Raw genomic sequence first — 19,796 nt, forward strand, 5'->3', positions numbered from 1 at the left:
GGCGAGACGAAGCCGATCGACTGGGAGGGACGCGTGATGCCGACGACGACCGCGCACACTGCGGAGCAGATGGTGGACGTGCCGGAGATCGCGGATCCTTCCCAGGTCGCTCCGAAGGACGCGCGGGAGCTGTCGCGGCTGTTCTTCGACCGGCTGGCGGTGCTGGAGGAGGGCACGCCCGAGTACCAGTGCGCGCGGAACACGCTGATCGAGATGAACATGTCGCTGGTCCGCTACGCGGCCGGCCGGTTCCGCAGCCGTGGGCCGGAGGAGATGGAGGACATCGTCCAGGTCGGCATGATCGGGCTGATCAAGGCGATCGACCGGTTCGAGCTGTCCCGCGAGGTGGAGTTCACCTCCTTCGCGGTCCCCTACATCGTCGGGGAGATCAAGCGGTTCTTCCGGGACACCTCCTGGGCGGTGCACGTGCCGCGGCGGCTGCAGGAGGCCCGGGTCCAGCTGGCCCGTGCCAACGAGGAGCTGCGCAGCCGTCTGGGCCGGACGCCGACGACCCGGGAGCTGTCCGAGCTGATGAGCCTTCCGGAGGACGAGGTCGTCGAGGCCCAGCTGGCCTCCAACGGCTACAGGTCGGCCTCCCTGGACGCGGCGATCAGCGGCAGCGAGGAGGGCGAGGCGGCGCTGGCGGACTTCATCGGCGACGAGGACGCGGCGCTGGGCCTGGTGGAGGACTTCCACGCTCTCGCCCCGATGATCGCCGAACTCGACGAGCGCGACCGGAAGATCATCCACTGGCGGTTCGTGGAGGAACTCACCCAGGCCCAGATCGGCGAGCGCCTGGGCGTCTCCCAGATGCACGTCTCCCGCCTGATCACGCGGCTGCTGGCCCGCCTGCGCGAAGGCATGCTCAGCACCACGTGAGGCCGGGCGGCCCGGGGGCCGCCCGGTGCGTCAGCACTCGATGATGTTGACCGCGAGCCCGCCCCGCGCCGTCTCCTTGTACTTCACGCTCATGTCGGCGCCGGTGTCCTTCATCGTCTTGATGACCTTGTCCAGGGACACCTTGTGCGAGCCGTCGCCGCGCATCGCCATCTTCGCGGCCGTGACCGCCTTCACCGCGGCCATGCCGTTGCGCTCGATGCACGGGATCTGGACGAGGCCGCCGACCGGGTCGCAGGTCAGGCCGAGGTTGTGCTCCATGCCGATCTCGGCCGCGTTCTCCACCTGCTCGGGGGAGCCGCCGAGCACCTCGGCGAGGGCGCCCGCGGCCATGGAGCAGGCGGAGCCCACCTCGCCCTGGCAGCCGACCTCGGCGCCGGAGATGGAGGCGTTCTCCTTGAAGAGCATGCCGATCGCGCCGGCGGCCAGCAGGAAGCGGACGACTCCGTCCTCGTCGGCGCCGGGGACGAAGTTGATGTAGTAGTGCAGGACCGCGGGGATGATGCCGGCCGCGCCGTTGGTCGGCGCGGTGACGACCCGGCCGCCGGCCGCGTTCTCCTCGTTCACCGCCATCGCGTAGAGCGTGATCCACTCCATGGCGTGCGCCAGCGGGTCGCCCTCGGCGCGCAGCTGGCGGGCCGAGACGGCGGCACGGCGGCGGACCTTCAGCCCGCCGGGCAGGATGCCCTCGCGGGACATGCCCCGCTGCACGCACTCGCGCATCACGTGCCAGATCTCCAGCAGGCCGGCCCGGATCTCGTCCTCGGTGCGCCAGGCCCGCTCGTTCTCCAGCATCAGCGAGGAGATCGACAGGCCCGTCTCCTTCGTCAGACGGAGCAGCTCGTCGCCGGTGCGGAACGGGTACTTCAGGACGGTGTCGTCCAGCACGATCCGGTCCGCGCCCACCGCGTCCTCGTCCACGACGAAGCCGCCGCCGACCGAGTAGTACGTCTTCGACAGCAGCTCGGCGCCCTCGGCGTCGTACGCCCACACCGTCATGCCGTTGGCGTGGTACGGCAGGGCCTTGCGGCGGTGCAGGACCAGGTCGTCGTCGAAGGAGAACGGGATCTCGTGCTCGCCGAGCAGCTCCAGCCGGCCCGCCGACTTGATCTTCTCCACCCGCTCGTCGGCGGTCTCCACGTCGACCGTGCGCGGCGAGGCGCCCTCCAGGCCGAGCAGCACCGCCTTCGGGGTGCCGTGGCCGTGGCCGGTCGCGCCGAGCGAGCCGTACAGCTCGCAGCGCAGGGACGCGACCGAGCCGAGCAGGTCCTCGTTGCGCAGCCGGCGGGCGAACATGCGCGCGGCGCGCATCGGGCCGACCGTGTGGGAGCTGGACGGGCCGATGCCGATCGAGAACAGGTCGAAGACCGAGATGGCCACGGATGACTCCTCAATACGGGTGGTGCACAAAAGGTGGTACAGGGGCGCGGGCACCGCGCACGCCGGTACCTCCAGTGTGCGCGGTGCCCCGCGAAAGGTGACTTACTTGTTCAGACCCGCGTACAGCGGGTGCTTGTCGGCGAGCGCCTTCACGCGCGCCTTGAGGGCCTCGGCGTCGTAGGACGGCTTCAGCGCCTCGGCGATCACGTCCGCGACCTCGGCGAAGTCCTCGGCCGTGAAGCCGCGGGTGGCCAGGGCCGGCGTACCGATGCGCAGACCCGAGGTGACCATCGGCGGGCGCGGGTCGTTCGGGACCGCGTTGCGGTTGACCGTGATCCCGACCTCGTGGAGCCGGTCCTCGGCCTGCTGGCCGTCCAGCTCGCTCTCGCGCAGGTCGACCAGGATGAGGTGCACGTCCGTACCGCCGGACAGCACGTTCACCCCGGCCGCACGGGCGTCGGGAGCCGTCAGGCGCTCGGCGAGGATGCGGGCACCCTCCACCGTACGGCGCTGGCGCTCCTTGAAGTCCTCCGAGGCGGCGACCTTGAAGGAGACCGCCTTCGCCGCGATCACGTGCTCCAGGGGACCGCCCTGGAAGCCCGGGAAGACGGCCGAGTTCAGCTTCTTCGCGAAGTCCTTGCCGCGCGCGAGGATGATGCCGCCGCGCGGACCGCCCAGCGTCTTGTGGGTGGTCGAGGTGACCACGTCCGCGTACGGCACCGGGTTCTCGTGCAGGCCCGCCGCGACCAGTCCCGCGAAGTGCGCCATGTCGACCCACAGGTGGGCCTCGACCTCGTCGGCGATCCGGCGGAACTCGGCGAAGTCCAGCTGCCGCGGGTACGCCGACCAGCCCGCGATGATCACCTTCGGGCGGTGCTCCTTGGCGAGCCGCTCCACCTCGGCCATGTCGACCAGGCCGGTCTCGGCGTCCACGTGGTAGGCGACCACGTTGAACTGCTTGCCGGAGAAGTTCAGCCGCATCCCGTGGGTCAGGTGGCCGCCGTGCGCCAGGTCCAGGCCGAGGATGGTGTCCCCGGGCTGGGCCAGCGCGAACAGGGCCGCCTGGTTCGCGGAGGCGCCGGAGTGGGGCTGCACGTTGGCGTACTCGGCGCCGAACAGCTCCTTGACCCGGTCGATCGCGATCTGCTCGGCGACGTCGACGTGCTCGCAGCCGCCGTAGTAGCGGCGGCCCGGGTAGCCCTCGGCGTACTTGTTGGTCAGGACCGAGCCCTGGGCCTCCATCACCGCGAGCGGCGCGAAGTTCTCGGAGGCGATCATCTCCAGGGTCGACTGCTGGCGGTTCAGCTCGGCGTCGACCGCGGCGGCGATCTCCGGGTCCAGCTCGTGCAGGGGCGTGTTCAGAACAGTCATGGGGCTACGACTCCTCAGCCGGCGGAAAAGGCGGTGTACTCGTCGGCGGAGAGCAGGTCGGCCGGCTCCTCCGCGACGCGCACCTTGAACAGCCAGCCGCCCTCGAAGGGGGCGGAGTTCACCAGCGACGGGTCGTTGACGACGTCCTCGTTGACCTCGGTGACCTCACCGGTGACCGGCGAGTACAGGTCGGAGACCGACTTCGTCGACTCCAGCTCGCCGCAGGTCTCGCCCGCGGACACGGTGGTGCCGGCCTCGGGGAGCTGGACGAAGACGACGTCACCGAGCGCGTTGGCCGCGTGCTCCGTGATGCCGACCGTCGCGACGCCGTCCTCGGCGGTCGACAGCCACTCGTGCTCCTTGCTGTAGCGCAGCTGCTGGGGGTTGCTCATGGCCTGAATTCTCCTGTACGCGGGGAAGTGCTGATGAAGGGGGACTGCTGAGGAACGCGCGTGAGCAGCGCTGATGTGCCCGACATCACGTTCCGGCACGACGCGGGGCTACGACGGTGTCACTTCTGGCGCTTGTAGAACGGCAGCGCCACGACCTGGTACGGCTCGTGGGTGCCCCGGATGTCCACGCCGACGCCCTCGGTGCCCGGCGCCGCGTGCGCCGCGTCGACGTAGGCCATCGCGATCGGCCTGCCCAGGGTGGGGGAGGGGGCACCGGAGGTGACCTCGCCGATCACCTCGCCGCCGGCGACCACGGCGTACCCGGCGCGCGGCACCCGGCGGCCCTCGGCGACCAGGCCGACCAGCACCCGCGGCGGGTTCTCCTGGGCCCGGGCGGCGGCCTCGGCGAGCGCCTCGCGGCCCACGAAGTCGCCCTCCTTCTCGAACTTCACCACCCGGCCGAGCCCGGCGTCGAACGGGGTCAGCTCGCGGGTCAGCTCGTGCCCGTACAGCGGCATGCCCGCCTCCAGGCGCAGCGTGTCCCGGCAGGACAGCCCGCACGGGACCAGTCCGGCGCCCTCGCCGGCCTTGGTGAGCGCCTGCCACAGCTCGACGGCGTGCTCAGGCCGCACGAACAGCTCGAAGCCGTCCTCGCCGGTGTAGCCGGTGCGGGCGATCAGCGCCGGCACGCCGGCGACCGTGCCGGGCAGGCCGGCGTAGTACTTCAGGCCGTCCAGGTCGGCGTCGGTGAGCGACTTCAGGATGCCGGGGGACTCCGGTCCCTGCACGGCGATCAGCGCGTACGCGTCCCGGTCGTCACGGACCTCGGCGTCGAATCCGGCGGCCCGCTCGGTGAGCGCGTCCAGCACCACCTGGGCGTTGGAGGCGTTGGCCACCACCATGTACTCGGTCTCGGCCAGGCGGTAGACGATCAGGTCGTCCAGGATGCCGCCGTCGGCCTGGCAGATCATGGTGTAACGGGCGCGGCCGACGCCGACGGAGGCGATGTTGCCGACCAGGGCGTGGTTCAGCAGGGCGGCGGCGTCGGTGCCGGTGACGGTGATCTCACCCATGTGGGAGAGGTCGAACAGTCCGGCCCGGGTGCGCACGGCGAGGTGCTCGTCGCGCTCGGAGCCGTAGCGCAGGGGCATGTCCCAGCCGGCGAAGTCGGTCATCGTCGCACCGAGCGAACGATGCACGGCATCGAGCGCGGTGTGGCGCAGCTCAGTGGGTTCGGTACTGCTCATCGGTCGGTCGTCTCCCAGGGCAACAGGGATGGGGCGAGGAACGTTCCTCCCCATCTGTCATCGGAACCTGAGAGGTTCGCCACGACCGCCACAGGGACGATCACGGCTTGCACCTTGGGTGGAGCCGCTGTCGCAGCGGCCCGCTTTTCAGATGTGCCTCGCCCACGCGGTAACGGTGCCTGAGAGATTCAAGGGAGGGACTTGCTCCTTCGGCGCCCCAGCGGCACAGACGTACGGCTGGGAACTCTCCCGCGCGGATTCAAACGGCCGGTATGCAGTTGGCGCGCACATCATTGCACGCCGCACCGCGGCCAGCCAGAGCACGCTGCTTGTGACCGACCTGTGGCACCACGCACACGAAGCACCGACCGTTGCCCATTACCTTCTCTTTACATACAACGGGGATGGGACGACCGAGCCCACTGGGAGGACGATCACGGTGAACAGGACCTCGGCCTACGCCACCGACGCCGGCATCGCGGTACCGAAGCCGCCCTCCGCCCTGGCCCGCGAGCGCGGCGCGGACCGGCCCGCCCCGGTCGTCCGCGACCTGCGCGACCGCGCGGGCCGCAGCCCGCACGCCCTGCTCTTCGGCCCCCGCGACCTGGTGGTGGTCACCGGACTGCCCGGCAGCGGCAAGTCCACCCTGATGCACCGCGCGGTCACCGGCCACCGCATCGACTCCCAGGACGCCCGCGACCGGTGGGCGGCCCGCGTGCCCCGCAGCCTGCCCTACGCGCTGTACCGCCCCCTGGTCCGCCTCGCCCACTACACCGCCCTGCGCCGCGCCCTGCGCACCGGCGAGGGAGTCGTCGTGCACGACTGCGGCACCCAGGCCTGGGTGCGCGCCTGGCTGGCCCGCGAGGCCCGGCGCCGGGGCGGCACCCTGCACCTGATCCTGCTGGACGTCAGCCCCGCGGCGGCCCGGCAGGGCCAGCACGAGCGCGGCCGGGGCGTGTCCCGCTACGCCTTCCGCCGCCACCGCCGTACCACCGCCCGGCTGCTGCGCGCGGTGGAGAAGGGCGAGCTGCCCGCCGGCTGCGGCGCGGCGGTGCTGCTGGACCGGGACGCGGCGGACGTCCTCAGGCGCGTCGGCTTCACTCGGTGAGGGACTGTCACAGCCACCCGCTAGCCTTCATGCTCACAGCAGTGGTTCCCAGCAGGCGGTAGGCAGATGGACTTCCCGGCGGACTTTCCCACGGACTTCCCGGCACAGGCGCACCCCCACCCGCACGGCGGGTGGCCCGGCAACGAGCTGGAGGAGGTGCTGTCGGCCTCCCTCGGCGTCCCCTCGGCGGGCGGCCGGATCATCGAGGTCCTCGGCCGGAGCTTCCTGTGGATACCGCTGCCCAACGGCGGTGGCCCGGACAGCGGCCAGCTGGACCTGCCGACCATGGACATCGACGGCCAGACGTACGTCCCGGTGTTCAGCTCCGAGGAGCAGCTGCGCCAGGCGACCGGTGCCCACATGTCGTACACCATCGCCCCCGCGGTCGAGTTCGCCCGGGGCCTGCCCCCGCAGGCGGGCATCGCGGTGAACCCGGGCGGTGTGGTCGGCGTCCCGCTGCCGCCCGAGGCCGTGGCCGAACTGTGCCGGGCCGGCCGCACCCCGCTGGACGGCCCCAGCACCGGCGGCCGGGTCCGCCTCTTCGAGCCCGACTGGCAGGACGACCCGGTCGACTTCCTCGCCGCCGCCTCCGCCGAGTTCGCCGACACCGGCGTGGTGCTCACCGCCCGCCGCTGCCTGGCCGCCATCGAGACGGCCGAGCCGGTGATGTTCGTCGGCGTGGAACTCTCCCAGTGGGAGGGCGACCTGCGGACCCTGCCCCTGGACGCCCTGGGCCGGGCCCTCGGCAAGGTCCCGGTCACGTGGCCGGTCAACCTGGTCCTCATGGACGTCGCCGACGACCCGGTCTCCGACTGGCTGAAGACGAACGTGCGTCCCTTCTACGAGCACGGCTACTAGATGTTCCGGGAGGACGGCGACCGGAACCCGGTACCGGGGCAGCGGACCCGGGGGGCGCGGGCCGCATGCGATGTGCGGCTCCGCCGCGGGGGCGCGAGAACCCACCACGCACCCGCACCCGCGCACGAGCAGAAGGCCCCGAGGTGCCGGGCGCTTAAGCTGTCTCCGAACGCGGGGCACTGAAAAGAAGGGCCGGTACAACAGGTGAGCGCGAGCCACAGCGGCAGCGTGGAGCACATGCTGCGCCAGGTCACGCCCGGACGCTACGACGCCTACGAGGCCCTGCTCCGCGCCCTCGCCACCCCCTCCTCCGGCCAGGTCTGGATGCTGCTGTGGCACGGCCAGGCCGGCTCCCCGGACGCGCAGTACGGGAACATGGAGGTCGAGGGCTTCCACTACGCCCCCTGCGTCACCTCCGCCCAGGAGCTGTCGGCCAGCGGCTGGAACCGCTCCTACGAAGTGGTCGACGGCCTGGACGTGGCCCGCACCCTCTATCCCGACCACTACGGCCTCTGGCTCAACCCGCACGCCCCGGGCGGCGGCGTCGGCATCCCCTGGCTGGATCTGCGCCGCATCGCCACCGGCCTGGACCGCCAGCCCGCCGGGCCGCTGCGCCTGTCCGAACCCGGCATCGAGATCCCCCAGTTCTACGCCCTGCTGGCGCAGAACGCGCACCGCACCCCCGCGCTCCGCTCGCTGCGCCGCGCCTGGGTGCAGCCCGCGCTCGGGGCGCCGTACCTCGCCATCGGCCTGGACGTGTACGACACCTCGCCGGCCGCGGTGGACTCGGTGCGCGCGATGATGCAGCAGTCCATCGGCGCCGTCCCGGAGGGGCTGCCCGTGTCGACGGTTGCGATGAGCGACGACCACGACCCGGTGGTGATGTGGTTGCGGGCCAACGCGCGTCCCTTCTACGACCGCGAGGCCCACGTGCCCGCGCCGCAGCCCCAGCTGCAGGCACCGGTCCCGCCGCAGGCCCCGGCCGCTGGGTACGGCTACCCACCGGTGCACGGCGGCTACTGATCAGCACGGGTCGACCGGGCCGGAGGGCACCCTCCTGGGACCGGATCGCAGAATTCACGCGGCGGACACATTTCTTCGCGCGTAGACATCGCCCGATCGCCCTGAACCGCGCAGAATCGCCGTTCTGTCCCAACTGGCCCGCGTCCGAGAGCCGCTACCCGCTGTTCGGATAACGGAATCCCCTGGACTGCATCACGGTTGCGCATACTTTCGCCGCCAGCTCTGGCGGGTGATCGCAGCGACGCTGAAGACTCCCGACTCAGACATGAGGTCGAGACCTCATGCTCGATGGCAAGTCGACAAAGCCGCAATCCGCGGCAGGCGCAGGCCGGTCACCACCGGCGAGAGGGGTCGCTCACCGTGACCGCACCGATCGAGACCACCGGGGCGGCAGCCGAGGCACAGCCGGAGGCTGTGCTGGAGGGTGCCGGTAAGGGGCAGATCGAGGGTCGTTCCCTGGGCCAGATCGCCTGGACCCGGTTCAAGAAGGACAAGGTGGCCGTCGCGGGCGGCGTCATCGTGATCCTGCTGATCCTCCTCGCCGTCCTCTCGCGGCCCATCCAGGCCCTGCTCGGGCTCGACCCCAACGCCTTCAACCAGGACCTGATCGACCCCAACACCTCCCTTCCCAAGGGCAGTTGGGGCGGCATGAGCGCGGACCACCCGCTCGGCGTGGACCCGAAGTTCGGCCGGGACATCGCCACCCGCATCCTGGAGGGCTCCTGGGTGTCGCTGGTGGTCGCCTTCGGCGCCACCATCCTGTCCAACGTGATCGGCGCCGTCATGGGCGTGATCGCGGGCTACTACGGCGGACGGGTGGACTCGATCATCAGCCGGCTGATGGACACGTTCCTGGCCTTCCCCCTCCTGCTGTTCGCCATCTCCATCTCCGCCACGCTGCAGGGCGGCGCGTTCGGCCTGAACGGACTGCCGCTGCACCTGAGCGTGCTGATCTTCGTCATCGGCTTCTTCAACTGGCCCTATCTGGGGCGGATCGTGCGCGGCCAGACCCTCGCCCTGCGCGAGCGCGAGTTCGTCGACGCCTCCCGGGGCATGGGCGCCAAGGCTCCGTACATCCTGTTCCGGGAGCTGATGCCCAACCTGGTCGGCCCGATCATCGTCTACTCGACGCTGCTCATCCCGACCAACATCCTCTTCGAGGCGTCCCTGAGCTTCCTCGGCGTCGGCATCCAGCCCCCGCAGGCGTCCTGGGGCGGCATGCTCCGCGAGGCGGTCAACTTCTACAAGGTCGACCCCCAGTTCATGATCGTCCCTGGACTCGCCATCTTCGTGACCGTCCTCGCCTTCAACCTGCTCGGTGACGGTCTCCGCGATGCTCTCGACCCGCGCAGTCGCTGACGCCTGCCACAGAGAGCCCGAAAAGTTTCCAACAATGGAGGGGAAAGCGCCCATCATGCGAAGGTCAGCGCTGGCCGCGATCGCGGCCATCGGCTCCGCCAGCCTGCTCATTGCCGGCTGCAGCAAGGCCGATGACAACAAGAACGAGAACGGCACCAAGTCGGCCGGGGCCAACGCCGCGACCAAGGGCGTCGTCAACGCGTCGGACAAGAAGGGCGGCACGCTCACCTACGAGCTGTCCGACGTCCCGGACTCGTTCGACCCGGGCAACACGTACTACGCGTACATGTACAACCTCAGCCGGCTGTGGGCCCGCCCGCTGATGACCTTCAAGCCCGGCCCCGGCGAGGAGGGCAACGCCCTCGTCCCGGACCTCGCGGCGAGCAAGGGCGTTCCGAGCGAGGGCGGCAAGACCTGGACGTACAAGCTGCGTTCGGGCCTGAAGTACGAGGACGGTTCGCCGATCACCTCGAAGGACGTCAAGTACGCCGTCGAGCGCTCCAACTTCGCGCGTGACGTGCTCTCCCTCGGCCCGAACTACTTCCAGCAGTTCCTGGCCGGCGGCGACAAGTACAAGGGCCCGTACAAGGACAAGAGCGACAAGGGTCTGTCCTCCATCGAGACGCCGGACGACACCACGATCGTCTTCCACCTGAAGCAGGCCTTCCAGGAGTTCGACTACCTGGTCGCCGCCCCGCAGACGGCGCCGGTGCCCAAGGCGAAGGACAAGGGCGTCGACTACGTCAAGAGCATCGTCTCCTCGGGCTCGTACAAGTTCCAGAGCTACGAGGACGGCAAGCAGGCCGTCCTGGTGCGCAACGAGAACTGGGACGCGAAGACCGACCCGCTGCGCAAGCAGCTGCCGGACAAGATCGTCGTCAAGCTGAAGGTCAACCCGGAGACGATCGACCAGGACGTCCTCGCCGGCAAGGCGATCGACCTGGCCGGTACCGGCGTCCAGGCCTCGACGCAGGCCGACGTCATCACCGACCCGGACAAGAAGGCCGGCACCGACAACACCTTCGGTGGCCGTCTCGTCTACATGGCGATCAACACCAAGGTCGCGCCGTTCGACAAGATCGAGTGCCGCAAGGCCGTCCAGTACGCCATCGACAAGGTCTCGGTGCAGACCGCCGAGGGCGGCCCGATCCGCGGTGAGATCGCGTCCACCGTGCTGCCGCCGGACATCCCCGGCTACGCCAAGTCGGACGTCTACGCCACCTCCGGCAACAAGGGTGACGTCGCCAAGGCCAAGGAGCAGCTGAAGGCCTGCGGCAAGTCGTCCATCTCCACCAACATCTCGGCCCGCTCGGACCGTCCGCAGGAGGTCGACGCCGCCACGGCGATCATCAACTCGCTGAAGAAGGTCGGCATCAACGCCAGCCTGAAGCAGTACCCGTCCGGCAAGTACTTCACCGACTACGCGGGTGTGCCGAAGTTCACCGAGAAGCAGAACCTCGGTCTGATCATGATGCAGTGGGGCGCCGACTGGCCGTCGGGCTACGGCTTCCTGCAGCAGATCCTGAACGGCAAGGCGATCAGCCAGTCCGGCAACACCAACCTGTCGCAGTACGACAGCAAGGACGTCAACGCTCTGCTGAGCAAGGCGATCGGCACCCAGGACAACGCCGAGCGCAACAGCCTCTACACGCAGATCGACAAGAAGACCATGGACGACGCCGTCCTCGTCCCGCTGACCTACTTCAAGGTCCTGCTCGCCCGCCCGCAGAACTACACCAACCTGGTTTCCACGGCGGCCTTCAGCGGTCAGTACGACTACCTCAACATCGGCGTCGCGTCGAAGTAGCAGCCCCGGAAGGCAGGTGAAGGCATTGGTGCCCGCGGGCTTCGCGGCCCGCGGGCACCAGCGCCGGTCCCCGTGATCTCGTACATCCTCCGCCGGACGTTCGCGGCAGTGATCCTGCTGCTGGTCGTCTCCGCGGTCACCTTTGCCATCTTCTTCCTGCTGCCACGGCTCGCCGGCCAGACAGCGGACCAGCTGGCGCAGCAGTACATCGGCAAGAGCCCGTCGAAGGCGGACATCGCCGCGGTCAAGCACAACCTCGGTCTGGACCAGCCCGTCTACGTCCAGTACTGGCACTTCATCAAGGGGATCGTGGCCGGCGCCGACTACAGCATCGGCCCCACCACGGTGCACTGCGACGCACCCTGCTTCGGCTACTCCTTCAAGAACCACCAGGCGGTCTGGCCGGAACTCACCTCCCGTATCCCGATCACGCTCTCGCTCGCCGTGGGCGCCGCAGCGCTGTGGCTGGTCTCGGGTGTGGTGGCCGGTGTCATTTCCGCGCTCAAGCCGCGGTCGATCTACGACCGGGCTTTCATGGGCATCGCGCTCGCCGGCGTCTCGCTGCCCATGTTCTTCACGGGGAACCTGGCGATCCTGCTCTTCAGGTTCCAGTTGCCGCTCTTCGGCAGTGACTACGTCCCGTTCACCGAGAACCCCTCGCAGTGGGCCAACACCCTCTTCCCGGCCTGGTGTTCCCTCGCCCTGCTGTACTCCGCCATCTACGCGCGGCTCACCCGCTCGGGCATGCTGGAGACGATGAGCGAGGACTTCATCCGCACGGCCCGCGCCAAGGGCCTCGGCGAGCGCAAGGTCGTGGTCCGGCACGGTCTGCGCGCGGCCCTCACTCCGATCATCACGGTGTTCGGCATGGACCTCGGTCTGCTGCTCGGCGGTGCCGTGATCACCGAGTACGTGTTCTCGTTGCCGGGCATCGGCCAGTACGCGGTGCAGGGCATCACCGACAACGACCTGCCCAAGATCCTCGGCGTGACCCTGCTCGCCGCCTTCTTCGTCGTGATCGCAAATCTTGTGGTGGACGTGCTCTACGCCGCCGCCGACCCGCGGGTGAGGCTCTCGTGACCGAACTCTCCAAGACCGGCGCGGCCGTGGGCGAGCCCACGCCCGCCAAGGCGCCCGAGGCCTTCCTGGAGGTCCGCGACCTCAAGGTGCACTTCCCGACCGACGACGGCCTGGTCAAGTCCGTCGACGGGCTCAGCTTCTCGCTGGAGAAGGGCAGGACCCTCGCCATCGTCGGCGAGTCCGGCTCCGGCAAGTCGGTGACCTCGCAGGCCATCATGGGCCTGCACCGGCTCGGCACCCGCGGCAAGAACGTGCGGATGTCCGGCGAGATCTGGCTGGACGGCAAGGAACTGGTCGGCGCCGCCCCGGACGAGGTGCGCAAGCTCCGCGGCCGCGAGATGGCGATGATCTTCCAGGACCCGCTGTCCGCGATGCACCCGTACTACAAGGTCGGCGACCAGATCGTCGAGGCGTACCGGGTGCACCACGACGTCAGCAAGAAGGTCGCCCGCGCGCGGGCCATCGAGATGCTCGACCGAGTCGGCATCCCCGAGCCGGCCAAGCGCGTCGACGGCTACCCGCACGAGTTCTCCGGCGGTATGCGCCAGCGCGCCATGATCGCCATGGCGCTGGTGAACAACCCCGAGCTGCTCATCGCGGACGAGCCGACCACCGCCCTCGACGTGACCGTCCAGGCGCAGATCCTCGACCTGATCAGGGACCTGCAGAAGGAGTTCGGCTCCGCGGTCATCATGATCACCCACGACCTGGGCGTGGTCGCCGAGATCGCCGACGACGTCCTCGTGATGTACGGCGGCCGGTGCGTGGAGCGCGGTCCGGCCGGCGAGGTCTTCGAACAGCCGCAGCACCCCTACACCTGGGGCCTGCTCGGCTCGATGCCCCGCATCGACCGCGAGACCTCCGAGCGGCTCATCCCGGTCAAGGGCTCCCCGCCGAGCCTCATCAACGTCCCCTCGGGCTGTGCCTTCCACCCGCGCTGCCCGTACGCGGACATCCCCAAGGGGAACGTCACCCGCACGGTGCGCCCCGAGCTGGAGCAGGTGAGCACCGGGCACTGGTCCGCCTGTCACCTCTCGACCGAGGACCGCCAGCGGATCTGGACCGAAGAGATTGCGCCGAAGCTGTGAGTGAGACCAAGAAGACGGACACCGTCGCCCAGGCCCAGGTCCCGAAGCAGGCGTCGGCTCCCGAGGACGCCCCGGCGGAGCGCGAGGTGCTGCTCAAGGTCGAGGGCCTGACCAAGCACTTCCCGATCAAGAAGGGCATCCTGCAGCGCCAGGTCGGCGCCGTGAAGGCCGTCGACGGCATCGACTTCGAGGTGCGCAAGGGCGAGACCCTGGGCGTGGTCGGCGAGTCGGGCTGCGGCAAGTCGACCATGGGCCGGGTCATCACCCGCCTCCAGGACCCGACCGGCGGGAAGATCACCTTCGAGGGCCGGGACATCACGCGGCTGGGCACCGGGCAGATGCGCCCGCTGCGCCGCGACATCCAGATGATCTTCCAGGACCCGTACGGCTCCCTGAACCCCCGGCACACCATCGGCTCCATCGTCTCGGCGCCCTTCCGGCTCCAGGGCGTGCAGCCGGAGGGCGGGGTGAAGAAGGAGGTCCAGCGGCTCCTCGAACTGGTCGGCCTCAGCCCCGAGCACTACAACCGCTACCCGCACGAGTTCTCCGGCGGTCAGCGCCAGCGCATCGGCATCGCCCGCGCGCTCGCCCTGAAGCCGAAGCTGGTGGTGGCCGACGAGCCGGTCTCGGCGCTCGACGTGTCGATCCAGGCGCAGGTCGTGAACCTCATGGACGACCTCCAGCAGGAACTCGGCCTCACCTACGTGATCATCGCGCACGACCTCTCGGTCGTCCGGCACGTCTCGGACCGGATCGCGGTGATGTACCTCGGCAAGATCGTGGAACTCGCCGACCGCACCTTGCTGTACGAGTCGCCGATGCACCCGTACACCAAGGCGCTGATGTCCGCGGTGCCGGTGCCGGACCCCAAGCGCCGGGGCCAGAAGAGCGAGCGCATCCTGCTCCGCGGCGACGTGCCCTCGCCCATCGCCCCGCCCTCCGGCTGCCGTTTCCACACCCGGTGCTGGAAGGCGACGCAGATCTGCAAGACGACCGAGCCGCAGCTCGTCGAGCTGAGGCCCGGTCAGCGGGTCGCCTGCCACCACCCGGAGGACTTCGAGGACCAGGCCCCTCAGGACACGGTCCTGCTGTCGGCGGCCAAGAAGGCGTCGGAACTGGTCCCGGACGCGGTCCTCTCCAACGACCCGGCCGAGCCGAAGAAGGCACCGGCTGCCGAGGAGACGACCGCTGCCGAGGAGACGGCCGTCGCGGAGAAGACAGCCGCTGCCGAGAAGGCACCGGCGTCCGACACCCCCGAGGCACCTGAGCCTTCCGAGACCAGCGAGGCCTCGGAGGCCACCGAGGCTGTGGAGGCCGACGAGTCCACTGAGGCTCCGGAGGCTTCCGACACCGCCGAGGCTTCCGACACCACTGCGGCTCCCGAAGCCGCGGAGGCCGCCGAAGCGGTGGAGTCCTCCGGCGAGAAGACCGGCCCCGGCGCGAAGACCTCGACCGACTCAGCGAAGCCGGCCGGCGAGTAGCATCCGGGAACGAACGGGAGAGAGCGGTCCCCGCACTCTCCCGTTCGGCATATCCGCCAGGGAAACCCGGCCCATGATCCTGGCTTTGTAAGGTTCAGGCGCGCTGACAGGTAAGAATGTCAGGGTGCAGCTCCAGCAACTCTTCAGTCCCTCCGTCCAGCACACGCTCGATGTCATCGGCATCTTCGTGTTCGCGATCTCCGGCGCCCTGCTGGCCGTACGGAAGAACTTCGACATCTTCGGCATCGCCGTGCTCGCCGAGGTCACCGCGCTCGGCGGGGGACTCTTCCGCGACCTGGTGATCGGTGCCGTACCCCCGGCCGCTTTCACGGACCTCGGGTACTTCGTCACCCCGCTGCTCGCCGCGCTCGTCGTGTTCTTCCTGCACCCGCACGTGGAGCGCATCCAGGCGGCGGTGCTGGTCTTCGACGCGGCCGGCCTCGGCCTGTTCTGCGTCAGCGGTACGACGAAGGCGTACAGCTACGGCCTCGGCCTGACCGCGTCGGCGACGCTGGGGCTGGCCACCGCGGTCGGCGGCGGCGTGCTGCGGGACGTGCTGGCCAACGAGGTGCCCTCGCTGCTGCGCTGGGACCGTGACCTGTACGCGGTCCCCGCGATCGTCGGCGCCACGATGGTCGTGCTGTGCGTCCGCTACGACGCGCTCAACCCCTTCACCAGCGGGCTCGCGGCCGTCACGGCCTTCGTGCTGCGCCTGCTCGCGATGCGGTTCCACTGGCGAGCGCCGCGCGCGTGGAACCGCCGGTCGACGGTGACGGAGGAGTAGGGGTCCCGGCGACGGACGCGTCCCGCCCCTTGGCGTGGCTCTGGCCCATCTGCAGGGTCAGCCAGCGGAAGACGGTGTCCACCTGGGGGCGCCACAGCGCCATGGTGTGCCCGCCCGCGCTGCGCGGCAGGAGCACCACCCGCACGGTGGTCGGCGCCTTGGCGATGGACTCCAGGGCCATGCCCGCCTGGTAGCCGTCGCCGGACTGGCCGGAGAGGTACAGCGCGACCCGGGGCGGTACGGCCGCCTTCCGCAGCAGCAGGTAAGGGTTGTTCGCGGCGCGCAGCGCGGGGGACTGGGCGGCGAGGGAGTCGCGTTCGCCGATGGGGTCGTTGTAGCCGGACATGCTCACCGCGGCCCGGTACCGGTCGGGGTGGGCCACGGCCAGCTTGACCGCGCAGTGCGCGCCCGCCGAGTACCCGGCCACCGCCCAGCCCCGGGGCGCCGGCTGGGCCCGGAAGTTGTCCGTGACCATCTTCGGCACGTCGATGCTGAGCCAGGTGTCGGCGTTGACCTGGCCCGGGATGTTGGCGCAGCCGGTGTCCACGCCGGCCAGCAGGTTGGTGCGCGGGGCGACCAGGATGAACGGCGCCACCTGACCGCTGCGCATCAGCGGCAGCAGCTGCTCGTGGGCCTTCATCGCGCCGAACCAGGCCTTGGCGGAACCGGGGTAGCCCGGCAGCAGCTCCACCACCGGGAACCTGGTGTGGCGGTAGGCCGGTTCGCCGTACTGCGGCGGCAGCCAGACGTAGACCTCGGCGTTCACACCGGAGACCCGCCCCTTGAGCTGGGTGACCCGCACCCCGCCGGCCGCGTTCATGCCGGGCCCGTGGGCGGCCGTGAAGGTTTGTCTCACCTTGGGCAACCGCTTCACCGAGATACCGCCGGTGCCGTCCCGGCCGAGGTCGGCGGCCTGCTGGACGTGGTCACCGGTGCCGAGCAGGTCGGCCCAGTTGTCGTACAGGTTGTTCTGGTTGTTGACCAGCACGAAGACCAGCGTGACGGCCGTGCCCTGGGCGAAGAGCAGCATCAGCACCCGGGCCGCGGCGCGCAGCGGCCTGGGTCCGCGCATCCGCGACCACAGGACGAGCGGCAGTACCAGGGCGACCACGGACAGCACGACGGTCAGGTAGAGGAACGGGGTCCCGGTGAGGCTCATGTCCTCATAGAGGGAGATCGGCGGCCCGGGGTTGTGGACGTGTCTGGGCACTTACCGAGAAATTGCCGGAACCTCACCCTGGGGCTGGATCACGTCACCGGGCGTCACGCCAAAAAAGCTACCGCTTAGTAGTTTCCTGCTGTACGGTTCATCCATGCCAGAAGCAGCTTCCGTCCCCGCCGTACGGGCCCTGACAGGTGACAGCGAGTTCGACCGCGACACCGCGGTCACCCGGCGCGAGCCCGGCGTCTACGACATCGACCTCTCGGCCGGCTGGACCATCATCAGCGCCGTCAACGGCGGCTACCTGCTGGCCGTGCTCGGCCGGGCCCTCGCGGACACCCTCCCGCACCCGGACCCGTTCACCATCTCCGCGCACTACCTGACCGCCTCCCAGCCGGGCCCCGCGGTCGTGCGCACCGAGACCGTGCGCACCGGCCGGACCCTCTCCACCGGGCAGGCCTCACTCCTCCAGTACGACGACGAGGGCAACGAGGTCGAACGCATCCGCGTCCTCGCCTCCTACGGCGACCTCGGCACCCTGCCCGACGACGTCCGTACGACGGCCGTCCCGCCCGCGATCCCGCCGATGGAGGAGTGCTTCGGCCCCGAGGACGGGCCCGCCCCGGTCGAGGGCAGCTCCGCCATCACCGACCGGCTGATGCTCAAGCTGGACCCCGCCACCCTCGGCTGGGCGCTCGGCGCGCCCTCCGGCAAGGGCGAGATGCGCGCCTGGTTCGGGCTCGCCGACGGCCGCGACCCCGACCCGCTCTCGCTGCTCCTCGCCGTGGACGCGCTCCCGCCCACCGCCTTCGAACTCGGCCTCAAGGGCTGGGTGCCGACCGTGGAACTCACCGTCCACGTCCGCCACCGCCCGGCCCCCGGCCCGCTGCGGGTGTCGATCACCACCCGCAACCTGGCCGGCGGCTTCCTGGAGGAGGACGCCGAGGTGTGGGACAGCGCGGACCGCCTGGTCGCCCAGTCCCGCCAGCTCGCCCGGGTCAGGCTCGGCTGAGCGGCTCGCGCCCCAGCCAGGCCGCCAGCCGCTCGTAGGCACCGGCTCCCTCCGGCGCCTCACGGCGGGCGTCGAAGGGCGTCTCCGCGTCGCGGGGGCGGCTGTCCGGCAGCACCGCGCGGGCCGTGGCGAGCGCGAACTCGGCCAGCTCCGGGTCGAGTTCGCGCCCGGCGTCGATCGCCTCGGCCAGGTCCCAGGTGTGCGTGACGATCTCCATGACGTAACCGGAGAGTGCCGCGTGGCCGGGGACCTCGCCCCAGGGCACCCGCACCGGGGTCACCATCCGCTCGTCGCTCTCCCAGGCCTTCAGGACCCGGACCCGCACCTCGTCGTAGGCCGCGGCCCAGCCGTCGTCCTCGACGCCGTCGGCGGACGGGTGCACGGCGAGCCCGTCACCGCCCTCGCCCACCACCGCGATCCGCCGGGTGCCGCCGACGATGTGGCTCAGCAGGCCCCGGACGTCGAACTCGGAACAGGGTGTCGGCCGGGTCAGGTCTTCGGGGCGCACGGTCTTGATCAGGGCGGCCGCCTGCTCGGTGGCGCGGACGTACACGGGGCGCGGATCGATGAACTCGGTGCTGGTCATGGTGTGTCTCTCCCTTGGTCGGTGAGACCAGGATGGCCGGATAACCTGACAACCGGCGTCAGGATTTGGAACGCCCTGCGCAAGGGCGGGATCCTGGCACGGTGAAGTCCGACCGGCTGCTGTCGATCCTGCTGCTCCTCCAGACCCGGGGCCGCGTCCCCGCGCCCGAACTCGCCGACCGGCTGGAGGTGTCGGTCCGGACCATCTACCGGGACGTCGAGGCGCTGTCCGCCGCCGGAGTCCCGGTGTACACCGAGCGCGGCCGGCACGGCGGCATCGAACTCCTCCCCGGCTTCCGCACCGACGTCACGGGGCTGACCGCCGACGAGTCCCGGGCCCTGTTCGTCCTGGCCGCGCAGGGCGCCCATGCCGCACTCGGCCTCGACGCGGCCCTCGGCTCGGCCCTGCGCAAGGTGATGGCCGCGCTGCCGGCGCCGCACCGGCCCGCCGCCGAGGTGACCAGCCGCCGGGTCATCGTCGACGCCACCCGCTGGATGAGCGGCCCGCGACAGTCCGTCGACCTGGACGTGCTCCAGGACGCGGTGTTCTCCGACCGCCGCCTGAGGCTGCGCTACCGGCACAGCGGCGAGCGCGAGCCGCGGACGTACACCGTGGATCCCTACGGCCTCGTCGCCAAGGCCGGGGTCTGGTACCTGGTCGCCGACCGGCGTGGCCGGCCCCGGCTGTTCCGCGCGGACCGGGTGCACTCCGCCCGGCTGCTGGACGACCCCGTACGGCGCCGGCCCGGGGTGGAACTCGCGGACGTCTGGGAGAAGTTGCGCCGGCAGGTGGAGGAGCGGGAGAAGGAGGTCGAGGTCACCGTGCGGGTACGCCGTGAACTGCTCGACATGTTCCGGCGCATGGCCGCCGCGCAGCTGACGGCTGCGCCCGAGGACGGCGGCGACAGCGCGTGGGTCACCGCGCGACTGGCCTACCCGACGCTGCGCGCCGTACGCCAACTCCTCGCGTTCTCCGACCGGGTGGAGGTCCTGGACCCGCCCGAGGCCCGCGCCGAACTGCTCGCCGGGGCCCGCTCCGTCGCGGCCCTGTACGGGAACGGAGACGCGGACCCGGCCGCCGGCTGAGACCGCGGGCGGACCCGGCCGACGGCCGGCGCCGCGGGCGGGGACGGGCGGGGGCTCGGGGCGCGCTCTGGCCGGT

At 70.5% G+C, this 19,796-nt stretch carries 18 protein-coding genes and 2 riboswitches; of the genes, 12 read left to right on the top strand and 6 right to left on the bottom strand.

Going from position 1 to position 19,796, the window contains the following annotated elements; all coding sequences use genetic code 11:
• Window positions 1-36: 36 nt before the first annotated feature.
• Window positions 37-879, top strand: coding sequence for an RNA polymerase sigma factor SigF (locus tag S1361_RS27110; RefSeq protein WP_208034532.1), 843 nt, complete (start codon window positions 37-39; stop codon window positions 877-879).
• 30 nt (window positions 880-909) lie between these two features.
• On the opposite strand, the gene S1361_RS27115 is transcribed toward S1361_RS27110, so the two are convergent.
• From S1361_RS27115 to gcvT, 4 genes are all read right to left on the bottom strand, one after another.
• Entirely contained in the window at window positions 910-2,277 is a 1,368-nt protein-coding gene (locus S1361_RS27115; protein WP_208034533.1) for an L-serine ammonia-lyase, read from the bottom strand.
• A gap of 102 nt (window positions 2,278-2,379) precedes the next feature.
• On the bottom strand, window positions 2,380-3,648 hold the full coding sequence (gene glyA / locus S1361_RS27120) for a serine hydroxymethyltransferase (protein ID WP_208034534.1): 1,269 nt from the start codon (window positions 3,646-3,648) through the stop codon (window positions 2,380-2,382).
• Window positions 3,649-3,662: 14 nt separating this feature from the next.
• Window positions 3,663-4,040 (bottom strand): glycine cleavage system protein GcvH, encoded by a 378-nt coding sequence (gcvH, locus tag S1361_RS27125; RefSeq protein WP_208034535.1) that lies wholly within the window; start codon window positions 4,038-4,040, stop codon window positions 3,663-3,665.
• A gap of 119 nt (window positions 4,041-4,159) precedes the next feature.
• Window positions 4,160-5,287 carry a glycine cleavage system aminomethyltransferase GcvT gene (gene gcvT / locus S1361_RS27130; protein ID WP_208034536.1) on the bottom strand — a complete coding sequence of 376 codons (1,128 nt, stop codon included), beginning with the start codon at window positions 5,285-5,287 and terminating at the stop codon, window positions 4,160-4,162.
• Between the two features lie 44 nt (window positions 5,288-5,331).
• Window positions 5,332-5,444, bottom strand: a riboswitch (glycine riboswitch).
• Window positions 5,445-5,549: riboswitch (glycine riboswitch) on the bottom strand.
• Window positions 5,550-5,726: 177 nt separating this feature from the next.
• Here gcvT and S1361_RS27135 point away from each other — a divergent pair.
• From S1361_RS27135 to S1361_RS27175, 9 genes are all read left to right on the top strand, one after another.
• A complete protein-coding gene (locus tag S1361_RS27135; protein WP_208034537.1) occupies window positions 5,727-6,395 on the top strand; it encodes an AAA family ATPase in 669 nt (222 codons plus the stop codon).
• A 66-nt stretch (window positions 6,396-6,461) separates the two neighbouring features.
• Window positions 6,462-7,253 (top strand): enhanced serine sensitivity protein SseB, encoded by a 792-nt coding sequence (locus S1361_RS27140; RefSeq protein ID WP_208034538.1) that lies wholly within the window; start codon window positions 6,462-6,464, stop codon window positions 7,251-7,253.
• A 237-nt stretch (window positions 7,254-7,490) separates the two neighbouring features.
• Complete coding sequence (locus S1361_RS27145) at window positions 7,491-8,276, top strand: enhanced serine sensitivity protein SseB C-terminal domain-containing protein (protein ID WP_208036789.1); 786 nt, start codon at window positions 7,491-7,493, stop codon at window positions 8,274-8,276.
• A 360-nt stretch (window positions 8,277-8,636) separates the two neighbouring features.
• Entirely contained in the window at window positions 8,637-9,635 is a 999-nt protein-coding gene (locus tag S1361_RS27150) for an ABC transporter permease (protein ID WP_208034539.1), read from the top strand.
• Window positions 9,636-9,690: 55 nt separating this feature from the next.
• Window positions 9,691-11,442 carry an ABC transporter substrate-binding protein gene (locus S1361_RS27155; RefSeq protein WP_481906721.1) on the top strand — a complete coding sequence of 584 codons (1,752 nt, stop codon included), beginning with the start codon at window positions 9,691-9,693 and terminating at the stop codon, window positions 11,440-11,442.
• A 72-nt stretch (window positions 11,443-11,514) separates the two neighbouring features.
• Window positions 11,515-12,522, top strand: a complete 1,008-nt coding sequence (locus S1361_RS27160; RefSeq protein ID WP_208034541.1) for an ABC transporter permease — start codon at window positions 11,515-11,517, stop codon at window positions 12,520-12,522.
• On the top strand, window positions 12,519-13,610 hold the full coding sequence (locus S1361_RS27165; protein ID WP_208034542.1) for an ABC transporter ATP-binding protein: 1,092 nt from the start codon (window positions 12,519-12,521) through the stop codon (window positions 13,608-13,610). The genes S1361_RS27160 and S1361_RS27165 overlap by 4 nt, the downstream gene beginning before the upstream one ends.
• Window positions 13,607-15,091, top strand: a complete 1,485-nt coding sequence (locus S1361_RS27170; protein ID WP_208034543.1) for an ABC transporter ATP-binding protein — start codon at window positions 13,607-13,609, stop codon at window positions 15,089-15,091. The genes S1361_RS27165 and S1361_RS27170 overlap by 4 nt, the downstream gene beginning before the upstream one ends.
• Before the next feature lie 124 nt (window positions 15,092-15,215).
• On the top strand, window positions 15,216-15,875 hold the full coding sequence (locus tag S1361_RS27175) for a trimeric intracellular cation channel family protein (protein WP_208034544.1): 660 nt from the start codon (window positions 15,216-15,218) through the stop codon (window positions 15,873-15,875).
• Here S1361_RS27175 and S1361_RS27180 read toward each other — a convergent pair.
• Window positions 15,784-17,034, bottom strand: a complete 1,251-nt coding sequence (locus S1361_RS27180) for an alpha/beta hydrolase (RefSeq protein ID WP_208034545.1) — start codon at window positions 17,032-17,034, stop codon at window positions 15,784-15,786. The genes S1361_RS27175 and S1361_RS27180 overlap by 92 nt on opposite strands.
• Before the next feature lie 154 nt (window positions 17,035-17,188).
• Here S1361_RS27180 and S1361_RS27185 point away from each other — a divergent pair, with 154 nt between their 5' ends.
• Window positions 17,189-18,049 carry a thioesterase family protein gene (locus S1361_RS27185; protein ID WP_208034546.1) on the top strand — a complete coding sequence of 287 codons (861 nt, stop codon included), beginning with the start codon at window positions 17,189-17,191 and terminating at the stop codon, window positions 18,047-18,049.
• Here the strand turns inward: S1361_RS27185 and S1361_RS27190 are convergent.
• The gene (locus S1361_RS27190; RefSeq protein ID WP_208034547.1) at window positions 18,036-18,635 is read right to left on the bottom strand and encodes a TIGR03086 family metal-binding protein; all 600 of its coding nucleotides are present in this window, start codon (window positions 18,633-18,635) and stop codon (window positions 18,036-18,038) included. The genes S1361_RS27185 and S1361_RS27190 overlap by 14 nt on opposite strands.
• Before the next feature lie 101 nt (window positions 18,636-18,736).
• Between S1361_RS27190 and S1361_RS27195 the strand changes: the two genes are divergently transcribed.
• A complete protein-coding gene (locus S1361_RS27195) occupies window positions 18,737-19,720 on the top strand; it encodes a helix-turn-helix transcriptional regulator (protein WP_208034548.1) in 984 nt (327 codons plus the stop codon).
• Window positions 19,721-19,796: the final 76 nt, after the last annotated feature.

Source organism: Streptomyces cyanogenus (genome assembly GCF_017526105.1).
In the GTDB taxonomy this organism is placed as follows: domain Bacteria; phylum Actinomycetota; class Actinomycetes; order Streptomycetales; family Streptomycetaceae; genus Streptomyces; species Streptomyces cyanogenus.